This is a genomic window from Streptococcus sp. FSL K6-1323 (assembly GCF_038630745.1).
GTDB lineage: Bacteria > Bacillota > Bacilli > Lactobacillales > Streptococcaceae > Streptococcus > Streptococcus salivarius_D.
The window spans coordinates 513251-535770 of record NZ_CP152039.1; the positions used below are offsets into that span (position 1 = coordinate 513251).

General features: G+C 38.9%; 22 protein-coding genes. 21 read left to right on the top strand and 1 reads right to left on the bottom strand.

The annotated features are described in order from the left end of the window. Positions 1–81: 81 nt before the first annotated feature. The 9 genes from NST80_RS02645 to rpsU all read left to right on the top strand — a co-directional run bounded on the left by NST80_RS02645 (position 82) and on the right by rpsU (position 8615). Positions 82–1017, top strand: a complete 936-nt coding sequence (locus tag NST80_RS02645) for a type II CAAX endopeptidase family protein (RefSeq protein ID WP_045768498.1) — start codon at positions 82–84, stop codon at positions 1015–1017. 70 nt (positions 1018–1087) lie between these two features. Beyond that, positions 1088–1708 (top strand): hypothetical protein, encoded by a 621-nt coding sequence (locus NST80_RS02650; RefSeq protein WP_045768499.1) that lies wholly within the window; start codon positions 1088–1090, stop codon positions 1706–1708. Continuing rightward, positions 1698–3689, top strand: a complete 1992-nt coding sequence (gene uvrB, locus NST80_RS02655) for an excinuclease ABC subunit UvrB (RefSeq protein WP_201552488.1) — start codon at positions 1698–1700, stop codon at positions 3687–3689. Before NST80_RS02650 ends, uvrB begins: the two co-directional genes overlap by 11 nt. A 44-nt stretch (positions 3690–3733) precedes the next feature. Next, positions 3734–4198: an 8-oxo-dGTP diphosphatase gene (locus tag NST80_RS02660; RefSeq protein ID WP_002891484.1), complete on the top strand. Its 465-nt coding sequence runs from the start codon at positions 3734–3736 to the stop codon at positions 4196–4198. Positions 4199–4411: 213 nt separating this feature from the next. After that, positions 4412–5224 carry a transporter substrate-binding domain-containing protein gene (locus NST80_RS02665; RefSeq protein ID WP_342504626.1) on the top strand — a complete coding sequence of 271 codons (813 nt, stop codon included), beginning with the start codon at positions 4412–4414 and terminating at the stop codon, positions 5222–5224. Positions 5225–5235: 11 nt separating this feature from the next. Continuing rightward, positions 5236–6033, top strand: a complete 798-nt coding sequence (locus NST80_RS02670) for a transporter substrate-binding domain-containing protein (protein ID WP_342504627.1) — start codon at positions 5236–5238, stop codon at positions 6031–6033. A 245-nt stretch (positions 6034–6278) separates the two neighbouring features. Beyond that, positions 6279–7388 (top strand): aminotransferase, encoded by a 1110-nt coding sequence (locus tag NST80_RS02675; RefSeq protein WP_342504628.1) that lies wholly within the window; start codon positions 6279–6281, stop codon positions 7386–7388. 61 nt (positions 7389–7449) lie between these two features. Next, complete coding sequence (locus NST80_RS02680; protein ID WP_293936555.1) at positions 7450–8244, top strand: transporter substrate-binding domain-containing protein; 795 nt, start codon at positions 7450–7452, stop codon at positions 8242–8244. Between the two features lie 194 nt (positions 8245–8438). Next, a complete protein-coding gene (gene rpsU / locus NST80_RS02685; RefSeq protein WP_002884573.1) occupies positions 8439–8615 on the top strand; it encodes a 30S ribosomal protein S21 in 177 nt (58 codons plus the stop codon). Positions 8616–8774: 159 nt separating this feature from the next. Here rpsU and mscL read toward each other — a convergent pair whose 3' ends face one another. Next, entirely contained in the window at positions 8775–9155 is a 381-nt protein-coding gene (mscL, locus tag NST80_RS02690) for a large conductance mechanosensitive channel protein MscL (RefSeq protein WP_002884705.1), read from the bottom strand. Positions 9156–9317: 162 nt separating this feature from the next. Between mscL and dnaG the strand changes: the two genes are divergently transcribed. The 12 genes from dnaG to NST80_RS02750 all read left to right on the top strand — a co-directional run bounded on the left by dnaG (position 9318) and on the right by NST80_RS02750 (position 22513). Next, positions 9318–11129 (top strand): DNA primase, encoded by a 1812-nt coding sequence (gene dnaG / locus NST80_RS02695; protein WP_342504629.1) that lies wholly within the window; start codon positions 9318–9320, stop codon positions 11127–11129. Between the two features lie 3 nt (positions 11130–11132). Then, a complete protein-coding gene (gene rpoD / locus NST80_RS02700) occupies positions 11133–12242 on the top strand; it encodes an RNA polymerase sigma factor RpoD (protein WP_014632795.1) in 1110 nt (369 codons plus the stop codon). A 53-nt stretch (positions 12243–12295) separates the two neighbouring features. After that, entirely contained in the window at positions 12296–12631 is a 336-nt protein-coding gene (locus NST80_RS02705) for a metal-sulfur cluster assembly factor (RefSeq protein ID WP_002886809.1), read from the top strand. A 10-nt stretch (positions 12632–12641) separates the two neighbouring features. Continuing rightward, on the top strand, positions 12642–13568 hold the full coding sequence (locus tag NST80_RS02710; RefSeq protein WP_045768501.1) for a glycosyltransferase family 2 protein: 927 nt from the start codon (positions 12642–12644) through the stop codon (positions 13566–13568). 61 nt (positions 13569–13629) lie between these two features. Further along, positions 13630–14481, top strand: coding sequence for a dTDP-4-dehydrorhamnose reductase (gene rfbD / locus NST80_RS02715; protein WP_183138121.1), 852 nt, complete (start codon positions 13630–13632; stop codon positions 14479–14481). A 176-nt stretch (positions 14482–14657) separates the two neighbouring features. Next, complete coding sequence (locus NST80_RS02720) at positions 14658–15806, top strand: glycosyltransferase family 1 protein (protein ID WP_045768503.1); 1149 nt, start codon at positions 14658–14660, stop codon at positions 15804–15806. After that, positions 15803–16759, top strand: coding sequence for a glycosyltransferase family 2 protein (locus NST80_RS02725; RefSeq protein WP_038676534.1), 957 nt, complete (start codon positions 15803–15805; stop codon positions 16757–16759). The genes NST80_RS02720 and NST80_RS02725 overlap by 4 nt, the downstream gene beginning before the upstream one ends. Further along, positions 16743–17552: an ABC transporter permease gene (locus tag NST80_RS02730; protein WP_014634840.1), complete on the top strand. Its 810-nt coding sequence runs from the start codon at positions 16743–16745 to the stop codon at positions 17550–17552. Before NST80_RS02725 ends, NST80_RS02730 begins: the two co-directional genes overlap by 17 nt. Continuing rightward, positions 17552–18757 carry an ABC transporter ATP-binding protein gene (locus tag NST80_RS02735; RefSeq protein WP_061652275.1) on the top strand — a complete coding sequence of 402 codons (1206 nt, stop codon included), beginning with the start codon at positions 17552–17554 and terminating at the stop codon, positions 18755–18757. The genes NST80_RS02730 and NST80_RS02735 overlap by 1 nt, the downstream gene beginning before the upstream one ends. Before the next feature lie 20 nt (positions 18758–18777). Next, positions 18778–19812, top strand: coding sequence for a glycosyltransferase (locus NST80_RS02740; RefSeq protein WP_045768505.1), 1035 nt, complete (start codon positions 18778–18780; stop codon positions 19810–19812). Beyond that, positions 19809–21590: a rhamnan synthesis F family protein gene (locus NST80_RS02745; protein ID WP_183138122.1), complete on the top strand. Its 1782-nt coding sequence runs from the start codon at positions 19809–19811 to the stop codon at positions 21588–21590. The genes NST80_RS02740 and NST80_RS02745 overlap by 4 nt, the downstream gene beginning before the upstream one ends. Continuing rightward, on the top strand, positions 21587–22513 hold the full coding sequence (locus NST80_RS02750) for a glycosyltransferase (protein ID WP_045768507.1): 927 nt from the start codon (positions 21587–21589) through the stop codon (positions 22511–22513). The genes NST80_RS02745 and NST80_RS02750 overlap by 4 nt, the downstream gene beginning before the upstream one ends. The last annotated feature ends 7 nt before the right edge of the window (positions 22514–22520 follow it).

Here is a 22520-nt window from a genome sequence, read left to right on the forward strand (position 1 = left end):
TCTGAGAAGAAGTTGACAAGCTTGTGTCAATTAGTTACACTGTAATCGAATACATGTAAGATTTGTTACAGGAGCTAAAAAATGAAGAAACGTATGCTTGAGAAATATACCAGCCTATATGATAAAGTCCCAAGTTGGCTGATGATTATGCTGTCCTGTTTTATTGCCTTGGGTTATTTCCTTATAAGTGGATTTCTATCAGGGATTGTTGTGGGAATTCCAATGGCTATTGTTCTTTCGTTCTTAGTATTAAATGGCAACATTCAGTTCCAGGATATACATTCGATTTACTATAAAATATTTTCAACTTTGTATTTTCAGTTGGGAGCCTTTGCCTTTACTGCCTTAGCTATCTTTTTCTGGGTTAAAGTTGTTGAAAAACGTCCCATTCGTACACTTGGATTTTTCAAGGGTCATATTTGGTTGAACTTGCTTAAGGGTTGGGGACTTGGAACTTTGCTCTTGTTAGTTAGTTTCCTTGGGACTTATTTACTAGGCGGTTTAGAATTTGTAAAAGTAGACTTTTCTCAGAGAACCCTCTTATACATACTATCCCTAATACCTTTCTGGTTTATCCAAGGTGGAACCGAGGAACTGGTGACACGTGGTTGGTTACTTCAGACGGTGACTAATAAATTGAACCTTTCCTGGGGAATTGCTATTTCAAGTTCTTTCTTTTCAATATTACACCTAGGAAATCAAGGTGTTACCGCCTTGTCTCTAATCAGTATTGTTCTAGTAGGAGTTCTTTTGGCTCTTTACATGCTCAAGACAGATAATATCTGGGGTGTCGCTGCCCTTCACGGTGCTTGGAACTTTGCGCAAGGGAATATAGTTGGCGTGGCAGTTAGTGGGCAGAATGCAGGCGGTAGCTTATTGCACTTTCAGGCCAGGTCAGGCTTGCCTGATTGGTTATCAGGTGGAGCCTTTGGTCTAGAAGGGAATATCGTTACCTGTCTCGTTCTCTTGGTAGGGATTATTATCCTTCGTCTACAATTGAAAAAAGAAAACTTTTAAGGCTGAGTTCAAAGACTCGGTCTTTTTACTTCTGTGTTAAAATAGAAGAAAGTTTGGAAAAGGGGAAGAGATGAGAGTTAGACTTGAGCGAGGTATGATTTGTGTCCAAATTGTCTATGGACTTATATTTCTTGTCGCTTCCACCGGTCTATTCTGCTGGTTTCTTTTAGATGATTATCGTTTTGGGAACTTTGTAGATAACTGTGTTGCCTTCTTCATTTTACTAATATTTCTTCATGCTCTGACTAATTTAGTTTACGGTATTGTGAGACTTAAAGGTCATAAAAAAATTTTGGAAATTAACAATGATACCTTTATTTATTATGGAAGGTTATGTGGACGAGTAACCTTTGAGATTCCGCTGTCTGAAATTGACTTGGTTATGAAGGATTGGTCAACGCCAATGGATGATGCCAAACACTCGTCGACTATATACTATATTCTAAAACGTATCGATGATTTCGGAAATATAAGGTCTTGGGAAAGAAAGAGATATAGAGTTTTATACATTTTTTTCAATGATAGTAAAACGGCCTTGAAATATGATAAAAAACTTGGTTTTCAGACACGAAAAAAGCGAAAATACGTTGCTGAGACAAAAATGATTCACATTCCTATCGCAGAAGGAGAATTTTTCTCCGACCAAGAGATGAATGATTACATAAATGAAAGGAAAAAGAATGATAGATAGAAAAGAAGACAACCAATTCCATTTGGTTTCTAAATATGAACCTTCTGGGGATCAACCTCAGGCCATCGAAGCCTTGGTGGATAATATTGAAGGTGGTGAGAAGGCTCAAATTCTAAAGGGGGCGACAGGGACAGGTAAGACCTATACCATGAGTCAGGTCATCCAGCGCGTCAATAAACCAACCTTGGTTATCGCCCACAATAAAACTTTGGCAGGTCAGCTTTATGGAGAGTTCAAGGAGTTCTTCCCAGACAATGCTGTAGAATACTTCGTTTCCTACTACGATTTCTATCAGCCAGAGGCCTATGTACCGTCATCGGATACCTATATCGAAAAAGATAGCTCTGTAAATGATGAAATTGATAAGCTCCGTCACTCAGCGACATCGGCCCTCCTTGAGCGTAATGATGTTATCGTTGTGGCTTCCGTTTCTTGTATTTACGGTTTGGGTTCGCCCAAAGAATATGCAGATTCAGCGGTCAGCCTTCGTCCAGGCCAAGAGATTTCTCGAGACAAGTTGCTCAATGACCTAGTTGATATCCAGTTTGAGCGAAATGACATTGATTTCCAACGTGGGAAATTCCGTGTGCGTGGCGATGTGGTCGAAATTTTTCCTGCCAGCCGCGATGAACACGCCTTTCGTGTGGAATTTTTCGGTGATGAGATTGACCGCATCTGTGAGATTGAAAGTTTGACAGGACGCAATCTCGGCGAGGTTGAGCACCTTGTTCTTTTCCCGGCGACTCACTTTATGACCAATGAAGAGCATATGGAAGAAGCCATCAAGAATATTATGGAAGAAATGGAAGCTCAGGTTAAGCAATTTGAAGCTGAGGGTAAGCTCATCGAGGCTCAACGTATCCGCCAAAGGACAGAATACGATATTGAAATGCTTCGAGAGATGGGCTACACCAATGGTGTTGAAAACTACTCACGCCACATGGATGGACGTAAAGAAGGTGAGCCACCCTTCACCTTGCTTGATTTCTTCCCAGAAGATTTCCTTATCATGATTGATGAAAGTCACATGACCATGGGTCAGATTAAGGGAATGTATAACGGGGACCAGGCCCGTAAGAAGATGTTGGTTGATTACGGTTTCCGTTTGCCATCAGCGCTTGATAACCGTCCACTTCGACGTGAAGAATTTGAGAGTCATGTTCATCAGATTGTCTATGTGTCTGCCACTCCAGGGGACTATGAGATGGAGCAAACTGAGACTGTCGTTGAGCAAATCATCCGTCCGACAGGGCTTCTTGATCCAGAAGTCGAAGTGCGTCCAACTATGGGACAAATGGATGACCTCCTTGGTGAAATCAATGCCCGAACTGAAAAAGGCGAGCGTGTCTTCGTAACCACTTTGACTAAGAAGATGGCTGAAGACTTGACTGACTATCTCAAGGAAATGGGGGTCAAGGTCAAATACATGCACTCTGACATTAAGACTTTGGAACGTACTGAGATTATCCGTGACCTACGTTTGGGTGTCTTTGATGTTCTTATCGGGATTAATCTTCTCCGTGAAGGGATTGACGTTCCTGAAGTTAGTCTGGTTGCTATTTTGGATGCTGATAAGGAAGGCTTCCTTCGTAATGAACGTGGACTTATCCAAACAATCGGACGTGCTGCCCGAAATAGTGAGGGGCACGTTATCATGTATGCGGATAAGATTACAGAGTCTATGCAGAAGGCCATGGATGAAACAGCTCGTCGTCGTGAAATCCAGATGGCCTATAATAAGGAGCACGGTATCACTCCACAAACGATTAAGAAAGAAATTCGGGACCTTATTTCGATTACCAAGGTCAATGAAGCAGAAGTGGCAGAGGATACGGTGGACTACAGTGCTATGAACAAGAAAGAACGCCAAGAAGCCATCAAGAAACTTCAAAAGCAAATGCACGAAGCGGCAGAACTGCTTGACTTCGAGTTGGCGGCTCAAATCCGTGATATGGTTCTTGAGCTGAAGAGTATGGATTAAGGCTAGTTACATCACTTAGGCAATATAAGTAAGAAAGGAAATATATGTCACGTTCACAAGCAACTATTTTAACTAATATGTGTCTCATCGAAGATGGCCGTGGAAATATTGTCATGCAAATCCGCGATCCAAAGCGTTATTACTGGTCGGGAGCAGCCCTACCCGGTGGCCATATCGAAGCACATGAAGGTCTGGTAGAATCAGTTATCCGTGAGGTTAAAGAAGAAACTGGCTTGACCATCAAAAACCCTAAATTAGTTGGTATGAAGCATTTTTACACGACAGATAACGAACGGTACTTGGTTTTCCTTTATAGGACCTCAGATTTTGAAGGAGAAATCCATTCAACAGAGGAGGGCGAAGTTCGCTGGGTTGCCAGGGAGGATGTGCCTAAGATGGACTTGGCTTATGACATGCTCAATCTGCTACGTGTCTTTGAAGAAGACAATCTCTCAGAACTTTTCTATCGGGAGCGCCTTGAAGATGACTTCGTCCGAGAATTTTGGTAATAAAATGAACTATTTATTCAAATGAATGAATAGTTTTTTTGTCTTAAAATCAGATAGAAGGCTTTAAAATAAACGAATTAAAAGATTTATAGCAATGCCAATATTAATAAAAATAAAAATTATAATCAATAAAAGTCCATTTTTTCGTTGACAAATGCATAATAATGCATTATTATACTTACATAGTTAATAAATATAGAAAAGAGATTGATTATGAAACCATGGAAAAAACTTTTATTGGGACTTGCAGGTGTCTTTGCTTTGACAGCTTTAGCGGCTTGTTCTTCATCGACTAACACTTTAGATAAAGTTAAAGATAAGGGGACTTTGACTGTCGCTCTTAATCCGCACTTTGCTCCTTTTGAGTTTAAAACAATCCAAGATGGTAAGGATACTATTGTTGGAGCAGACATCGAAATTGCCAAGGCTATTGCAGATGAGCTTGGTGTGAAAGTCAAATTCTCTGAAATGTCCTTTGATAATGTTCTAGCCAGCGTCCAATCTGGTAAGGCAGATATTGCCATTTCTGGTATCTCAGCCACTAAAGAACGTCAGAAAATTTTTGACTTCTCGGATACTTACTATGAGTCTGAAACGGTTCTTGTTGTCAAAAAAGATGCCACAGAAACTTACAAACAAACTAGCGACTTTGCTAAGAAATCTGTAGCTGTTCAAAAAGGATCAATTCAAGAAAATATCGCCAAAGCCAATTTGTCGGATGCTAATGTGGTTTCCTTGGCGCAACCTGGTGAAGCTATCAATGAGTTGAAATCAGGTCAAGTCGAAGGAGTGGTACTAGAAAAGGCTATCGCACAAGGTTATGTGGACCAAAACAGTGACTTGGCTATGTCAGATATTGCTCTAAAATCAGATTCAAACGATGCCTACGCTGTAGCTATGCCTAAGGGCAGTGATGAGCTTAAAGCCAAGGTTAATAAGGTTATCGCTAAACTCAAAAAAGAAGGTAAGATTGACAGCTATGTTCAAGATGCCTACACTCTTTCACTTAAGAGTTCTAGCAAATAAGGAGTTATTATATGAAGAAATTTTGGTTTATCCTTACAGCTTTAGTCGCTACTTGCTTTCTAGTTGCTTGTAGCGGAAGTCAGGGAGTAAGTCCTAAAACGATTAAGGAAAAGAAGAAAATTGTCGTGGCAACAGAATCTGAATTTGCACCATTTGAGTTCAAATCGTTGGTTAACGGCAAAGATACGCTAGTTGGAGCAGATATCGAGTTGGCCAAAGCTATCGGTGAAAAACTCGGTGTAAAGGTTGAATTTTCCGTGATGTCTTTTGATAATGTTCTTGCTAACGTGCAAAGTGGTAAAGCCGATATTGCCATTGCAGGGATTTCGGTGACAGACGAACGTAAGAAGGTTTATGATTTTTCAGACAGTTACTATACGTCAGAAAATGTAGTGATTGTCAAAAAAGATAAGGTGAATGACTATACAAGCACTGATAGTCTCGCAAAACAAACTGTCGGTACGCAAAAAGGGTCTGTTCAAGAAACCGTTGCTAAGAAACAAATCCCTAAGGCAAGTGTCGTATCACTGGCTTCAAATGGTGAAATGATTAACGAACTCAAATCAGGGCAGCTTCAAGCAGTTGTACTTGAGAAGGCCATTGTAGAAGGTTATATCGCTCAAAATGATGATTTAACCCTTGCCAACTTTAATCTCAAGTCAGATGGCACAGATGCTTATGCCGTCGCAACACGTAAAGGTTCGGATGACTTGCTTAAAGAAATCAATGCCGTCATCAAAGAGACTAAGGACTCTGGAAAATTTGACCAATGGTTGAAAGAAGCATCAACCTACAAACAAAGTAAGTAAATTTAAAACTCCCAAGCACCTGAAACGAGTCAATTTCAGGTGCTTTCATCAACAGTGAAAAGTCTTGTTTGGTGCTCGCTTTATTCACTTAAGGGGAGTCTCTAAAAATTCTTAAATCTAAAATGGGGGAATACCCCATTTTTTATTGAATTCTCTGCTAAAAACAGTTATTATCAAAGTAGGTAAGTCTGTTCAAATAGACAAATGACATCGTATAGAGTGCTTAAGAAAAGCAAGGAGAAACTATGGAGCTACCACGTTTTGGTGTTGAAGAATGGCTTAATGTCCATGAAAAATCTGCCATATATGATATCGCAGGAGTTTCAATTAAGGCCCTCACAATGGAAGAATTATTTGACTTATCAGGCCTTGATAAGGAAGCCTTTTTTGCTCAACTACTAAAGAAAAAGATGGATTACGGCTGGATTGAAGGGTCACCAGAGTTTAAAACTCAAGTGGCTAGCTTATACAAGGACATGCCGGTTGATAATATCCTCCAAACTAATGGGGCTACAGGAGCGACTATGCTAGCCCTTTATGCGCTTATTGAGCCTGAGGACCATGTCATCTCCATGTACCCGACCTATCAGCAGCTCTATGACATTCCTAAGTCACTAGGATCAGATGTGGACCTCTGGGAGATTGAGGAGGACAATAACTGGTTGCCTGATTTGGACCAACTTCGCCGTCTGATTCGCCCAAATACCAAGATGATCTGCATTAACAATGCCAACAATCCTACTGGTGCCCTTATGAATACTGCTTACCTTGAGGAGCTTGTGACTATCGCTAAAGAAGTAGACGCCTATATCTTCTCAGATGAGGTCTATCGCAGTTTTGACCAACCTGCACCTTCTATTGTGGATTTGTATGAAAAGGGCATTGCCGTCAACAGTCTTTCAAAGACCTATTCCATTCCCGGTATTCGTGTGGGTTGGGTAGCTTCTAACACTGAGGTGGCGGACATTCTACGTGACTACCGCGACTACACGATGATTTGTGCTGGAGTCTTTGATGATATGGTGGCTACCCTTGTCTTGGAAAATAAAGAGGCCATCTTGAAACGCAACCGTCAGATTGTAGAGGAAAATCTAGCCCTTATGGATGTCTGGATTGCTAAAGAACCTAAGGCGTCTTGGGTTAGGCCTGCTAGTGTTTCCACCTCTTTCGTCAAATTAGATGTGAATCGTCCTATCGAAGATTTTGCCTTGGAGCTTCTTCAGGACTATGGTGTTCTTGTGGTTCCGGGTAACCGTTTTGACAAGGATTCCCATGTCCGCATCGGTTATTGTTGTGATAAGGAAGTCCTTCAAAAGGGCTTAGAAAAACTGTCGCAATTTCTTAATAAATGTTGACAATACCACTAATTTTAAGTAAAATAAACGAGCAAAAATTATATTTATACAGGAGTTTCTTATGAAAAAACTATTCCTTGGAGCCATGGCTCTCCTTGCTGCTGTTACTTTGGTGGCATGTGGGTCAAAAAAAGACGCTTACGAATCTATTAAAGAAAATAAAAAACTTGTCGTAGCTGTTAGCCCTGACTATGCACCATTTGAGTTCAAAACATTGGTAGACGGTAAAGACCAAGTTGTCGGGTCAGACATCAAGTTGGCACAAGCTATTGCGGATGAACTTGGAGTTAAACTCGAAGTGACAACTATGAGCTTTGACAATGTCCTTTCTAGCCTTCAATCAGGTAAGGCTGATCTTGCTATCTCAGGTATCTCAGTAACAGCCGAACGTAAGAAAACCTTTGATTTCTCAGATCCTTACTACGAAACACAAAATGCTATCATCGTTCGTAAAGATCAAGAATCTACCTACTCAAGCCTTGATGCTTTTAAAGGTAAAAAAGTAGCTGTTCAAAAAGGTACTATCGAAGAAGGACTTACTAAGAAACAATTGAAGGATTCAACAGTCGTATCACTTACAGCAATGGGTGAAGCCATTAACGAGGTTAAATCTGGCCAAGTTGATGCTGTTGACCTTGAAAAACCAGTAGCAGAAGGTTACGTGGCACAAAATCCAGATTTGGCTTTGGCAAGTGTTGCCCTCAAAGTTGACGATGGTGATGCTAAAGCAGTTGCAATGGCTAAAGGCAATGACAAATTGAAAGAAGCAGTAAACAAGGTTATCAAGAAAATGAAAGCCAACGGTACTTACGACGAGTACATCAAGGATGCTTCTAAATACACAGCAGTTGAGTAAAAGATAAGCTAGAGGATGATTCCTCTAGTTTTTTTGTATGGCAAAGCCTCAGATAGTCTCCAATAAGATTTAGAAAATAGCCTTGATATCAAAAATACTCAAACTTAAAATATATTTCTTGACAGAAAAAGATGAGTCTTGTATACTTGAATAGAACGTGTAAAATGTTACATTATCTTGAGGAGGTGAATTCAATGTCAAAAACAGTAGTACGTAAAAACGAATCACTTGACGACGCTCTTCGTCGTTTCAAACGTTCTGTGACTAAAGCTGGTACTCTTCAAGAGGCTCGTAAACGTGAACATTACGAAAAACCTTCTGTAAAACGTAAACGTAAATCAGAGGCAGCTCGCAAACGTAAAAAATTCTAATTAAGAATGAAATTAACAGAAAAAAGCTTGAGTCTTCTCAAGTTTTTTTCTTTTCATCGAATAAACAAGTCAGTTAGTAGTCCTAAGAAACAAAAAAATAAGACGACTGAGATTTCAGACGTCTTGAGTTTCATATGTCTTTAGTTGAACAAATAAAAATTATTTGTTTGCAAGAAGATCGCGGATTTCAGCAAGCAATTCTTCTTGTGATGGACCTGCTGCTTCAGCAGCATCCTCAGCTTCTTTTTTGCTAAGAGCTGTTGCTTTGCTAGCAGCTTTAACAACGAAGAAGAGAGTAGTACCAACGATGATGAAGTTGATAACTGCGCTCAAGAAGCTACCGTATGCGATACCGTTCCATGACAATTTAGAAAGGTTCTCAACGTTAGCGGCCTTAACAACTGGGTTAAGGATAAGTGGTGTGATGATATCACCAACAAGTGAAGTGATAATAGCGTTGAAAGCAGCCCCCATAACAACGGCTACAGCGAGGTCAAGGACGTTACCCTTGAACAAAAAGTCTTTAAGTTCTTTAATCATTTTGACAATGAATCCTTTCTTTTATTTACTTTTAATATTTTATCTGATTTTGTAAATCTTGACAAGAGATTTACTCATGAAAAATCAATTTTATTTTACTTTCATTTTTCATCATGTTATAATTAGGGGTAATGCAATTATGGTAAGATAGGGGGCGATTAGATGGTAATTGATAAAGCTTTAATAGAAGATATTAAGAGTAGTACCAATATCGTCGACGTGATTGGTGAAGTTGTCAGTCTTAATCGCGCAGGTCGTAATTACCTTGGCTTATGCCCCTTCCATAAGGAAAAAACTCCCTCATTCAACGTTATTGAGGATAGGCAGTTTTACCATTGCTTTGGTTGTGGCAAGTCTGGCGATGTCTTCAAATTTTTAGAAGAATATCGTCAGATTTCTTTCCAAGAAAGTGTCAAGGTTCTGGCAGACCGCTTAGGTATTGCAGTTACGATAGATGCACCAAGACAGGCTCAGCAGCAGAATTCTCCTAATCAAGCTTTCTATGATCTTCATGAGGATGCGCTGAAGTTTTATCACGCAGTCTTGATGACGACTAAGATAGGAGAAGCAGCGCGTGCCTACCTCTATGAACGTGGCATGACTGACGATTTACTTAAGACCTTCCAGATTGGTCTAGCCCCTGACGAACCAGATTACCTCTATCAGTCTGTATCAAAAAAATATGACGAAGAGGTACTGACAGAATCAGGTCTTTTTAATCTTTCTGAAAGTAATCGTCTTTTCGATACCTTTAAAAATCGAATCATGTTCCCGCTTAAAAATGAGTTTGGGAAGACCATCGGTTTTTCAGGGCGTGTTTGGACTAAGGAAGATATTGAAAAAGGACAAGCCAAGTACAAAAATACAAGGGCTACTCGTATTTTCAATAAGTCCTATGAACTCTACCACCTCGATCAGGCTAAGCCAGTGATTCAGAAAACTCATGAGGTCTATCTGATGGAGGGGTTCATGGATGTCATTGCGGCCTATAGGGCTGGGCATGTTAATGCTGTGGCTTCTATGGGGACGGCTTTGACCCCTGAGCATGTCAATCGCCTTCGTAAGTTAACCAAGAAAATTGTTCTTACCTATGATGGTGATAAGGCTGGGCAAAATGCGATTGCCAAGTCTCTTGAGCTTTTATCGGATTTTCAAGTCGATATTGTTAAAATTCCAGATAATATGGACCCTGATGAATATCTAAAGAAAACATCTGAAGAGGCTTTGGGTAAACTCTTGGTCGAATCCCGCATTTCAGATGTGGAATTTTGGATAGGACAGCTCAAGCCTGCCAATGTAGACAATCTTCAAGCAGAGATTGCCTATGTCGAGCAGATTGCTAAGCTTATTGCCAAGTCCCCTTCTGTAACGGCACAAAATTCCTACATTTCTAAGGTGGCTGACCTTTTGCCAGATTTTGATTTTTTCCAAGTCGAGCAAGCGGTCAATAACGAACGATTGACTATGAGGAATCAGCAGACGGCTCAATTATCGGCTGCTAGTAATAGTGCTTATGAGTCTTCATCGTCAGGATTCAGAAGGACGGTCAAACTACCTTCTACACCTAAGATTACAGGCCTTCGTCGAGCGGAAAACCAACTCTTCCATCGCATGTTAAATCATCCGATGATTTTGAATGACTATCGCATGAGAGAGGAGTTTTTCTTCCAAACACCTGAGTTAGAGGAGCTCTATCATATTCTGAAGCAAGATGGTCAAATCGATACGGTGGCCTTGTCTGTACTTTCTCAAGAGGTGCAAACAGCCTATTATCAGGTTTTAGAGGAGATTTTGCCACCTGAAACCAGTTTAGAGGAGGTCCAGGATATTGAAGAGCGTAGAAATCATTTTCTGAGGGAACAGGACTTCCGTAAGCAAAGTAAACAAATAAGAGAATCAAGTAACCACGGTGATGTGGATGCAGCGGTAGAAGCGCTGCAAATGCTCATCGACCAAAAACGAGATATGGAGTAACACATGGCAAAGAAAAAACAAAATACAGCATTTAACGTTCAAGTCGCTGATTTCATCCGTAACCACAAAAAGGCTGGTACAGCAATTGATGATGAAGTCACAGAGAAACTAGTTATCCCATTTGTTCTTGATGCTGATGGGATTGATGACCTTTTGGAACGTTTGACAGACGGTGGTATCTCTATCACAGATAAGGACGGAAATCCTTCATCTAAATATGTTGTTGAAGCCCCAAAACCAGAAGAATTGACAGACGAGGAGCTACTTGGTTCAAACTCAGCTAAGGTCAATGACCCTGTTCGTATGTACCTCAAAGAGATTGGGGTAGTGCCTCTCTTGAGTAACGAAGAGGAAAAAGAATTGGCTATCGCTGTTGAAAATGGTGACTTGGAAGCTAAACAACGTTTGGCAGAAGCTAACCTTCGTTTGGTCGTCTCAATCGCTAAACGTTATGTGGGACGTGGCATGCAGTTCTTGGACTTGATTCAAGAGGGGAACATGGGGCTTATGAAAGCCGTTGATAAATTTGACTACTCTAAAGGTTTCAAATTCTCAACTTATGCGACATGGTGGATTCGTCAAGCAATCACACGTGCCATCGCAGACCAAGCACGTACCATCCGTATCCCAGTTCACATGGTTGAAACTATTAATAAATTGGTGCGTGAGCAACGTAACCTCTTGCAAGAGTTGGGACAAGACCCAACACCTGAGCAAATCGCTGAACGTATGGAGATGACTCCAGATAAGGTTCGTGAAATCCTTAAGATTGCTCAAGAGCCAGTTTCTCTTGAAACACCTATCGGTGAAGAAGATGATAGCCATTTGGGTGACTTTATCGAGGATGAAGTTATTGAAAATCCAGTAGATTACACAACTCGTGTGGTTCTTCGTGAACAATTGGATGAAGTGCTTGATACCCTTACAGACCGTGAAGAGAATGTTCTTCGTCTCCGTTTCGGTCTTGACGATGGGAAGATGCGTACTTTGGAAGATGTTGGTAAAGTCTTCAACGTCACTCGCGAACGTATTCGTCAGATTGAAGCTAAAGCCCTTCGTAAATTGCGCCACCCAAGCCGTAGTAAACAACTTAAAGACTTTATTGAAGACTAAGATAGTAAATGGAAGGGGCCTGATTATTAGGCCCTGATTTTGGAGGGAAAGCTATGTCTGAAGTAAAATACACTGAAGCAGAAATTGAAAAAATCAAGGATCGTATCTTGGAAGCTTTAGAAATGGTTATTGACCCTGAGTTGGGGATTGATATTGTCAACCTTGGCCTTATTTACGATATCCGTTTCCAGCAAGATGGCTATACTGAAATCGATATGACCTTGACGACTATGGGATGCCCCTTGGCAGACCTTTTGACAGACCAAATTTATGATGCTATGAAAGAAGTGCCAGAAGTCACTAAGACTGAGGTTAAGTTGGTCTGGACACCAGCTTGGACTGTTGAAAAGATGAGTCGTTATGCCCGTATCGCCCTAGGTATTCGTTAGGAGAAATCTTATGAAAACACTGGCTATCGTTGTTCCTTGTTATAACGAGGAGGAGACTATTCATCCTTTTTTAGAGGCTTGTCAGGCAGTTGAGCGACAAATGGCCAATCAGTTGGCTTTCAACTATTACTTTGTCAATGACGGTTCAAAAGATCGCACCTTAGAAGTTCTGAGACAGGTTTCAAAACAATTTGAGAATGTTCATTATCTCTCTTTCTCGCGTAATTTTGGGAAGGAAGCAGGCTTACTGGCAGGACTTGAAGCAACCCAAGGTGACTACGTCACAGTTATGGATGCCGATCTTCAAGATCCACCTGAACTGCTCATCGAGATGTATGCCAAAATCCAAGAAGGTTACGACGTTGTGGGGACACGACGTGCAGACCGCAAGGGTGAGCCACCTATTCGTTCGCTTTTTGCAAAGGCATTCTATTGGCTGATTAATAAAGTTTCTGATACTGAAATGGTGGATGGGGCACGTGATTTCCGCTTGATGACTCGTCAAGTCGTTGATGCCATACTTGAGCTCAAGGAAGTCAATCGCTTTTCAAAAGGTCTCTTTTCTTGGGTCGGCTTTGACGTGGCCTATGTCTCTTATGAAAATCGTGAACGTGTGGCAGGAGAGACTTCATGGTCTTTCTGGAGCCTATTGAGTTACTCACTTGATGGCTTTATCAACTTCTCAGAAGTACCCTTGAAGCTTGCCACATGGGCGGGGACCTTCTCATTCTTGATTTCTTTGGTTGGGATTATTTTCGTCATCATCAGAAAGTTGACCATTGGTGGAAGCGTAGCTGGTTGGGCGAGCCTTGTCTCTATTATCCTCTTTATAGGGGGAATTCAGCTCTTAGCGCTTGGAATCATCGGTCACTACATTTCCAAGATTTTTTTAGAAACCAAGAAACGACCAGTGTATGTTATTAAAGAAAAGGGGTGAAATTTCACCCTTTTTTTGTTAAAATTAAAGTGCTATTAATGAAAATTACAAGGAGAAAAATATGATTCTAGTAACAGGTGCAAATGGCCAACTCGGAACTGAACTTCGTCACCTTCTTGATGAACGTAACGAAGAATATGTAGCAGTAGATGTGGCAGAAATGGACATCACAGATGCTGCCAAAGTAGATGAAGTTTTTGCGGAAGTAAAACCAACCTTGGTTTATCACTGTGCTGCTTACACAGCTGTTGATGCTGCTGAAGATGAAGGTAAAGAGCTTGACTATGCTATCAACGTGACAGGTACTAAAAATGTCGCTAAGGCTGCTGAAAAACATGGTGCAACGCTGGTTTATATTTCAACTGACTACGTTTTTGATGGTGAAAAACCAGTCGGTCAAGAGTGGGAAGTTGATGATAAACCAGATCCACAGACAGAGTATGGTCGTACAAAACGCATGGGTGAAGAGTTAGTCGAAAAACATGTGACTAACTACTACATTATCCGTACTGCTTGGGTATTCGGTAACTATGGTAAGAACTTTGTCTTCACTATGCAAAACCTTGCTAAGACTCACAAGACACTTACAGTTGTTAATGACCAACATGGTCGTCCAACCTGGACACGTACTTTGGCAGAATTTATGACTTATTTGGCTGAAAACCGTAAGGAATATGGTTACTATCACTTGTCAAATGATGCAGCAGAAGATACAACTTGGTATGACTTTGCGGTTGAAATCCTCAAAGATACTGATGTTGAAGTGAAACCTGTTGATTCAAGCCAATTTCCAGCTAAAGCTAAACGCCCACTTAACTCAACAATGAGTTTGGTTAAGGCTAAGGCTACAGGATTTGTCATCCCAACATGGCAAGATGCTTTGAAAGAGTTTTACAAACAAGAAGTGAAATAAGAACTAAAATATAGAAGATGGTTTCGTACCATCTCAGAATGAAGACAAACATCGTTTTTGATGTTTGTCTTCATTCTGAAGGGACCTCTAGAGGTCCCTTTTTCTGTTTGCATTAGGCAAAAGCCTTGTAAAATGGTATAATTGACTAGATTATAGACTTGTTAGAAAGGGGATTTATGCAACACGTATTCATTATCGGAAGTCGTGGACTTCCAGCAAAATACGGTGGTTTTGAGACATTTGTAGATCAATTAGTCTCCAACCAAGTTTCATCCCAAATTAAATACCATGTTGCCTGCCTTTCTGATAAAAAGGCATATAAGCATTTCGAATATAAAGGTGTAGATTGTTTCACGATTAAGGCGCCTAAATTAGGACCGGCTCGCGTTATTGCCTATGATATGATGGCTATTAATTACGCTTTGAAGATAATACATGAGGAAAATATAGAAGAACCGATTTTCTATGTTCTAGGAAATACTATAGGTGCTTTTGTGGCTCCCTTTGCTACTAAGATTCATAAAATTGGTGGTAAATTCTACATTAATCCAGATGGCTTGGAGTGGAAACGAGCTAAGTGGCCCAAGCCAGTACAAGCTTATCTAAAGTACTCTGAGAAAGTAATGACAAGACATGCTGACTTAGTTATCTCGGATAATCCAGGAATTGAAACCTATATTCAAGGAGCCTATCCGTGGTCTAAGACAACTTACATTGCTTATGGAACTGATTTATCTCTGACAACACTGACTCATCAGGATGCCAAAGTTAGAGATATTTACAAGATGTGGAATACTTACGAGAAAAACTATTATTTGATTCTTGGTCGTTTTGTTCCAGAAAATAACTATGAAACGGCTATTCGTGAGTTTATGAGTTCCTCAACAAAACGTGATTTAATTATTATTTGTAATCATGAGGGCAATGCTTATTTTGAGGAATTGCGTTCTAAAACACAGTTTGATACGGATCCACGTGTGAAGTTTGTTGGAACAGTTTATGATCAAGACCTATTAAAATATATTCGCAAAGAAGCCTTTGCTTATATTCATGGTCATGAAGTTGGAGGAACCAACCCTGGCTTACTGGAAGCTATGGCACAAACTGATTTGAATTTAGTATTAGGCGTCTCATTTAACCGGTCAGTAGCTCAAGATACAGCTTGTTATTGGAAAAAAGATGAGGGCAATCTGTCCTATTTGATTGATCAAGTAGATGGTGTTTTAGATTACTCTGAACTAGGTAAGTTAGCTAAGGAGAACATGGAACAGAACTTTACTTGGAAAAAAATTGTAGGTGAGTACGAGGAGTTATTTTTATCATGAAAGTAAATATCTTACTGTCAACCTACAATGGTGAGCAGTATTTAGCAGAACAAGTGAAGAGTATCCAAGAGCAAACCTATCAAGAGTGGAAACTTCTCATACGTGACGATGGTTCATCTGATGGGACAGTTGAAATTATTAAACAACTGGCTGCACGAGATTCACGTATTCACTTTATCAATGAGAATCATGTTGAAAACGTTGGTGTAATCAAAAGTTTCCATGCCCTACTTAAGCATGGGGAGGCAGACCTATACTGTTTCAGTGATCAGGATGATTTTTGGCTTCCTGAAAAAATCTCACTTCAAGTGGCAGAAGCCAAAAAGTATTCTCAGGATAAACCTTTACTCATTTACACAGATTTAAAGGTAGTGGATGAAAATTTATCTGTCCTGCATGAGAGTATGATTCGTACTCAGTCTGACCATGCGAATACTGAGCTGATTCAAGAGTTGACTGAAAATACAGTTACTGGTGGCGTTGCTATGATAAACCATGCTTTAGCAGAACTATGGACTGGTGAGGAAAAGCATGATTTACTGATGCATGACTGGTATCTGGGTTTGCTAGCTTCTGCCTTTGGTAACTTAGTCTATATTGATGAGCCAACCGAGCTTTATCGTCAGCATAGCAGTAATGTCCTTGGTGCCCGAACTTTGCGAAAGCGGATGAAAAATTGGGTTAGACCCCATATCCTTTTTGCCAAATATTGGAGTCTTATCAAAGCTAGTCAAGATCAGGCTAGAAATTTGTTAGAACTCCCGTTAAGTTCACAGAATAAGGAAATCATTGAAAACTTTGTGACAATTATGGATGCTCCATTTAGAGAACGTTTAGCACGTATCCGAAAATACGGTTATCGAAAAAATAGAGCTTTTCACACAACTGTGTTTACGACATTGATTCTTACAAAGTTTGCATATAGAGGAGAGAAAGATGTTAGACTTTTTTAGTCAGAAAAATCGTATTTTGTTACGAGAAATGGTTAAAACCGATTTCAAATTGCGCTATCAAGGTAGTTTAATCGGTCATTTGTGGTCTATTTTGAAACCACTTATGCTCTTTACAATTATGTACCTGGTATTTGTTCGCTTCTTACGTTTTGATGATGGAACACCACACTATGCCATTGGCCTCTTAATCGGTATGGTTACATGGAGTTTCTTTTCGGAAGCGACGAGTATGGGGATGATGTCAATTGTATCAAGGGGTGACTTGTTACGAAAACTAAATTTTTCAAAAGAAATTATTGTTATTTCGTCAGTTGTTGGAGCTTCAATTAACTATGTGATTAACCTCCTTGTTGTCTTTGTTTTTGCCTTGGTAAATGGTGTTAATTTTTCATTAGGCTGGTTGACAGTTATTCCATTGTTTGCTGAACTCTTTCTTTTCTCAGCTGGTATTGCCTTTGTCTTAGCAACGCTCTTTGTTAAGTACCGTGACATTGGTCCGATTTGGGAAGTAGTTATGCAAGCTGGTATGTATGCGACACCCATTATCTATTCATTGACATTTATTTTGCAACGTGGACAAGTTAAGATTGCAAAACTGATGATGTTGAATCCTTTAGCACAAATTATTCAGGACTTGCGACATTTTATTGTCTTCTCAGGTAGCTTACGTGGTTGGGATTTAATTGGACATAAGGCTATTGCTATCATTCCGTATTTCCTACCACTTGTTATCTTTGCTATTGGTTACTACATTTTCCATCATCAAGCTAAAAAATTCGCGGAGATTCTCTAATGACAGAAAAGAAAATTGCAGTTAAAGTGGACCATGTAAGTAAGTTTTTCAAATTACCGGTTGAGTCTACTCAAAGTCTTAGAACTGCCCTAGTAAATAGGTTTAAAGGAATCAAAGGCTATAAAGAACAACATGTCTTGAAAGACATTGACTTCGAAGTTGAGGAAGGTGATTTCTTCGGAATCGTGGGACGAAATGGTTCAGGGAAATCAACATTATTGAAGATTATTTCTCAAATTTATGTTCCTGAACAAGGGACGGTTACCGTAAATGGCAAAATGGTTTCATTTATTGAACTTGGTGTCGGTTTCAACCCTGAATTAACTGGACGTGAGAATGTTTATATGAACGGAGCCATGCTTGGCTTTACGACGGCAGAAGTTGATGCCATGTATGATGAGATTGTTGAGTTCGCAGAGCTTGAAGATTTCATGAACCAAAAACTCAAGAACTACTCGTCTGGTATGCAGGTCCGTTTGGCTTTCTCTGTGGCTATCAAGGCACAGGGTGATGTTCTTATCCTTGACGAGGTTCTTGCAGTAGGTGATGAAGCCTTCCAACGTAAGTGTAATGACTACTTTATGGAACGTAAGAAATCAGGGAAAACAACAATTCTTGTAACCCATGATATGGGGGCTGTTAAGAAGTACTGTAACAAGGCTATTTTGATTGAGGACGGGTACATTAAAGCCAAAGGCGAACCTAGAGACGTTGCCAATCAATATAGTTTTGACAATACAGAACAAGTGATCACTTCAGAACAATCTGGAATTGAAAGAAGTGGTTCGCTTGTGGAAAATCTGAAGTTATCACTATTGTCTTCTAAGAGAGCGACACCAAATGAACCAATTTCATTTGATTTGACGTATACTCTGCTAGAAGATGTGCCTACTTATATTGCTATCTCATTTACAGATATTGATCGTAATATTTGGATTTATAATGATAATACGATGGACAATTTAACAAGTGGCAAGGGTGATTTTAAAGTAAACTATCAGTGTTCACTAGCAGGGCTAAACGATATTAAGTTAAAACTCGAAATTACTGTAAGGGATGCGAATAACCAAGTTCTAGCCTTTCTTCCGGCTGATGAGATTCCAGTTATTGTTCTAAATAGGGATGATATTGATGATGATGATGAGTCAGCTAAAGATTCTGCAACTGGTATTATTCAAAGAAATGGGAAGTGGAGTTTTTCTTAAGAGAAAAAAGGGAAGTTTGAATGAAAGTATCGATTATTTGTACCAATTATAATAAGGGGGATTGGGTACGAGAAGCTATGGATAGCTTTCTCAATCAGAAAACAAATTTTGATTTCGAGATTATTATCATTGATGATGCTTCAACAGATCATTCGTATGAGATTATTCAAGAGTATCAAAATAAGTTTCCTGAAAAAGTTAGAACTTTTCGTAATGAAGTGAATCTTGGCATTGCTAGAACTTGGAAAAAAGTTTGCCAAGAAGCTAAGGGCCAATACATCGCGAGATGTGATAGTGATGATTTTTGGACGGACCCATTAAAACTTCAAAAGCAGGTTGATTTGCTAGATGCTTCAACAGATTCACTATGGTCAAATACCGAATTTGACATGGTAGATCTAGACGGAAATATTTTCCAAAAAGATGCCTTTGCTAATAAGGCACTTCCTTTGATTGATTCTTACGAAGAGATGCTTGTCATGAAAGGAATGACAATGGCTTCAACCTGGTTGGTTGATACCGCTCTTATGCAAGATGTATCTGCTCAAATTAGTGATACTGCCACAGATGATACATTTGAGTTACAACTTGAATTATTCAAACGCACTAAAATTTCTTTTTTGAGTGATTCCACTACTGTATATCGTATGAATTTAGGATCTGATTCAAAACCTATGACATTGGAGACTGCTGAAAGGCGGTTCACAGGTATCTTAGATTCTCAAATTAAATATCTCAACAAGTATCCAGATCAGGATATTCAAAGAATTTCACACTTGGCTCTTGTTAAGGATCGTGATTTGGATATCTTAGTTTTTAAAAAAGACCGTCAGATAGAAGATTTAGATTTAAGACTGAATCAGGTGTCACGAATTTCTCATGACCAAAATGAGTATATTGAAGTCTTGAAGAAAGAAAATCAAGATTTTCAAAGTGAGTTGAATCGTATACAGAGTTTATATGATGACTTACAAATCCAATATAACAGTGTTGTTACTTCGAGAAGATGGACAATACCAACTAAAATTATTAATTTCTTTAGGAGAAGTAAATGAAACGTCTATTGCTTTATGTTCATTTCAATAAGTATGATCATATTAGTCGACATGTATTTTATCAACTTGAACATATGAGACCCTTGTTTGATAAATTGGTTTTTATTTCAAATAGTCGTCTTAGTGAAAGTGAAGTACAAAAGCTTCGTGATAAACACTTGATTGATGATTTTATCCAACGTGAGAATAAAGGTTACGATTTTGCTGCTTGGCATGATGGTATGGAATTTGTTGGATTTGACAACTTGAAACAGTATGATTCTGTCACTGTTATGAATGATACCTGTTTTGGTCCTCTATGGGATATGGCACCAATCTATGATAAATATGAATCAAACCCAAATGTAGATTTTTGGGGTATGACTAATCATCAAGGAATCAAGGCTGGTGATATTTATATTCATGAACATTTGCAATCCTACTTTATTTCATTTAAAAAACGTTTAGTTGAATCTAGTGTTTTTCAAAAGTTCTGGAAATCAGTTGAGAGTTTCGAAGATGTTCAAAAGGTAATCGATAATTATGAAACTCTTTATACCAAGAAGTTTATGGATGCTGGATTTAAGTATGAATCGATTCTTAATACGATTCCACTAAATGATAAGTTTTTCCATAGTAATTTTACAATTCATTATCCTCATGTTTTGCTTGATGCAGGGGTTCCGTTCATTAAGGTTAAGACATTTGATTTAACCCAGCACCTCGCCCCTTATTTGCTTAAGGAAATCGAGAATAGAACAGACTATCCGGTAGAATTCATTTTGTCTCACATGTCAGATATGAGTTTACCGACTCCACCCTACTTGCTTGACCGTAAGGTTATTAAGGAAAGCTCAAAGCCATATTCAGACAATAAAAAGATTGCTGTACATCTTCATACCTACTATGTCGATTTACTAGAAGACTTTTTGAAGCAATTTGAGAATTTTCACTTTACTTATGATCTCTTCTTAACAACGGATTCAGAAGAGAAGAAGGAAGAGATTCTGTCTATCCTTGATAAGAATGGAAAAGTAGCTCGAATCTTTATTACTGGGAATCGTGGACGTGATGTTATACCAATGCTTAAGTTGAAAGATGAACTTTCTGCTTATGATTATATTGGACATTTCCATACGAAAAAATCACCAGAATACCCTTATTGGGTTGGAGATTCATGGCGAAATGAACTTTTCTCAATGTTAATTCAACCTGCTGATAATATTATTGCAAATCTAGAACGTGATAATAGGTTAGGGCTTGTAATTGCTGATATTCCAACTTTCTTCCGTTATACTAAAATTGTGGATCCTTGGAATGAGAATCGTTTTGCCGAAGGAATGAATAATTTATGGGAGCGTATGAATCTTGGTCGAGAAATTGACTTTGATAAGATGAATACTTTTATCATGAGTTATGGAACATTCATTTGGTTCAAGTACGATGCTTTGAAACCATTGTTTGACCTTGACTTACAAGATGAAGAGATTCCAGAAGAACCAATTCCTCAACATACCATTTTGCATTCAATTGAGCGTATTCTAGTCTACCTTGCTTGGGCAAGACGTTATGATTATGCCATTGCAAAAAACGATATCTATATTACGCCTTTTGTAGATAATGTTGTGTTAAATATCCGACCTGATACTTTACCAAATACCTATATTAATTTTGATAATATCGGTGGTATAAAAGGTGCTCTCAAATATATTATTGTGGGTCCAGGAACCGCTGTGAAGTATATTTTGAGAAGAATAAAGAGAAAATTTAAATCTAACAATATGAAGGAGAAATTATGACAGAAAAAATTGCGGTGCTTTTACCAGCTTATAATGAAGAAGTGACTATCCAAAAGGTTATTGCTGATTTTCAGAAAGCACTTCCAAATGCGGATATTTATGTTTATGATAATAACTCTAAAGATAAAACTAATGAATTAGCAAGAGAAGCCGGTGCTATTGTGCGTTTTGAGCCTAGACAGGGTAAGGGAAATGTAGTTCGATCTATGTTCCGTGAAATTGATGCTGATTACTATATTATGGTTGATGCTGATGATACTTATCCTGCAGATGAGGTAGAAAAACTTTTAGAGCCGTTACGTTCAGGAATGGCTGATATGACCATTGGTGATAGGTTGTCAAATGGTACTTATGCTGAAGAGAATAAACGAGGTTTTCATGGTTTCGGTAATAATTTAGTCAGACTTCTAGTGAATAAATTATATAAGGGTAATTATCAAGATATTATGACTGGTTACCGTGGCTTTAATCGACTTTTTGTTAAGACCTTTCCAGTTCTTTCACCTGGATTTGAAATTGAGACAGAGCTTTCTATTCACTCATTAGATAAACGTTTTAAATTGGTCGAGGTTCCGATTACCTATCAAGATAGACCAGAAGGTAGTGAATCTAAGTTGAATACTTTTTCAGATGGTTTTAAAGTTTTGAAAATGATTTTTAACCTTTTTAAAGATTATAAACCTCTATTGTTCTTTAGCTTAGTTAGTCTTGTATTATTCATTTTAGGTCTATGTGTAGGGATTCCTGTAGTAACTGAATTTGCTAAAACAGGATTAATTGATAAGATGCCATCAGCTATTTTAGCAACGGGGTTGATGATTCTTGCCGCTTTATCTTTTATTGCTGGTTTTATTCTAGATACACTAGTAAGACAAAATAGAATGCAGTATGAGTTGAAAATCTATGACTTTTATAAGGACTGATAAATCT

Coding starts and splice junctions, on each gene's coding strand:
- NST80_RS02675 (WP_342504628.1), top strand. CDS start 6,279: ATGGAGCTACCACGTTTTGGTGTTGAAGAATGGCTTAATGTCCATGAA.
- uvrB (WP_201552488.1), top strand. CDS start 1,698: ATGATAGATAGAAAAGAAGACAACCAATTCCATTTGGTTTCTAAATAT.
- NST80_RS02745 (WP_183138122.1), top strand. CDS start 19,809: ATGAAACGTCTATTGCTTTATGTTCATTTCAATAAGTATGATCATATT.
- NST80_RS02725 (WP_038676534.1), top strand. CDS start 15,803: ATGAAAGTAAATATCTTACTGTCAACCTACAATGGTGAGCAGTATTTA.
- NST80_RS02720 (WP_045768503.1), top strand. CDS start 14,658: ATGCAACACGTATTCATTATCGGAAGTCGTGGACTTCCAGCAAAATAC.
- NST80_RS02710 (WP_045768501.1), top strand. CDS start 12,642: ATGAAAACACTGGCTATCGTTGTTCCTTGTTATAACGAGGAGGAGACT.
- NST80_RS02750 (WP_045768507.1), top strand. CDS start 21,587: ATGACAGAAAAAATTGCGGTGCTTTTACCAGCTTATAATGAAGAAGTG.
- dnaG (WP_342504629.1), top strand. CDS start 9,318: ATGGTAATTGATAAAGCTTTAATAGAAGATATTAAGAGTAGTACCAAT.
- NST80_RS02705 (WP_002886809.1), top strand. CDS start 12,296: ATGTCTGAAGTAAAATACACTGAAGCAGAAATTGAAAAAATCAAGGAT.
- NST80_RS02735 (WP_061652275.1), top strand. CDS start 17,552: ATGACAGAAAAGAAAATTGCAGTTAAAGTGGACCATGTAAGTAAGTTT.
- NST80_RS02660 (WP_002891484.1), top strand. CDS start 3,734: ATGTCACGTTCACAAGCAACTATTTTAACTAATATGTGTCTCATCGAA.
- NST80_RS02730 (WP_014634840.1), top strand. CDS start 16,743: ATGTTAGACTTTTTTAGTCAGAAAAATCGTATTTTGTTACGAGAAATG.
- NST80_RS02665 (WP_342504626.1), top strand. CDS start 4,412: ATGAAACCATGGAAAAAACTTTTATTGGGACTTGCAGGTGTCTTTGCT.
- rpoD (WP_014632795.1), top strand. CDS start 11,133: ATGGCAAAGAAAAAACAAAATACAGCATTTAACGTTCAAGTCGCTGAT.
- NST80_RS02650 (WP_045768499.1), top strand. CDS start 1,088: ATGAGAGTTAGACTTGAGCGAGGTATGATTTGTGTCCAAATTGTCTAT.
- rfbD (WP_183138121.1), top strand. CDS start 13,630: ATGATTCTAGTAACAGGTGCAAATGGCCAACTCGGAACTGAACTTCGT.
- NST80_RS02670 (WP_342504627.1), top strand. CDS start 5,236: ATGAAGAAATTTTGGTTTATCCTTACAGCTTTAGTCGCTACTTGCTTT.
- mscL (WP_002884705.1), bottom strand. CDS start 9,155: ATGATTAAAGAACTTAAAGACTTTTTGTTCAAGGGTAACGTCCTTGAC.
- NST80_RS02680 (WP_293936555.1), top strand. CDS start 7,450: ATGAAAAAACTATTCCTTGGAGCCATGGCTCTCCTTGCTGCTGTTACT.
- NST80_RS02645 (WP_045768498.1), top strand. CDS start 82: ATGAAGAAACGTATGCTTGAGAAATATACCAGCCTATATGATAAAGTC.
- NST80_RS02740 (WP_045768505.1), top strand. CDS start 18,778: ATGAAAGTATCGATTATTTGTACCAATTATAATAAGGGGGATTGGGTA.
- rpsU (WP_002884573.1), top strand. CDS start 8,439: ATGTCAAAAACAGTAGTACGTAAAAACGAATCACTTGACGACGCTCTT.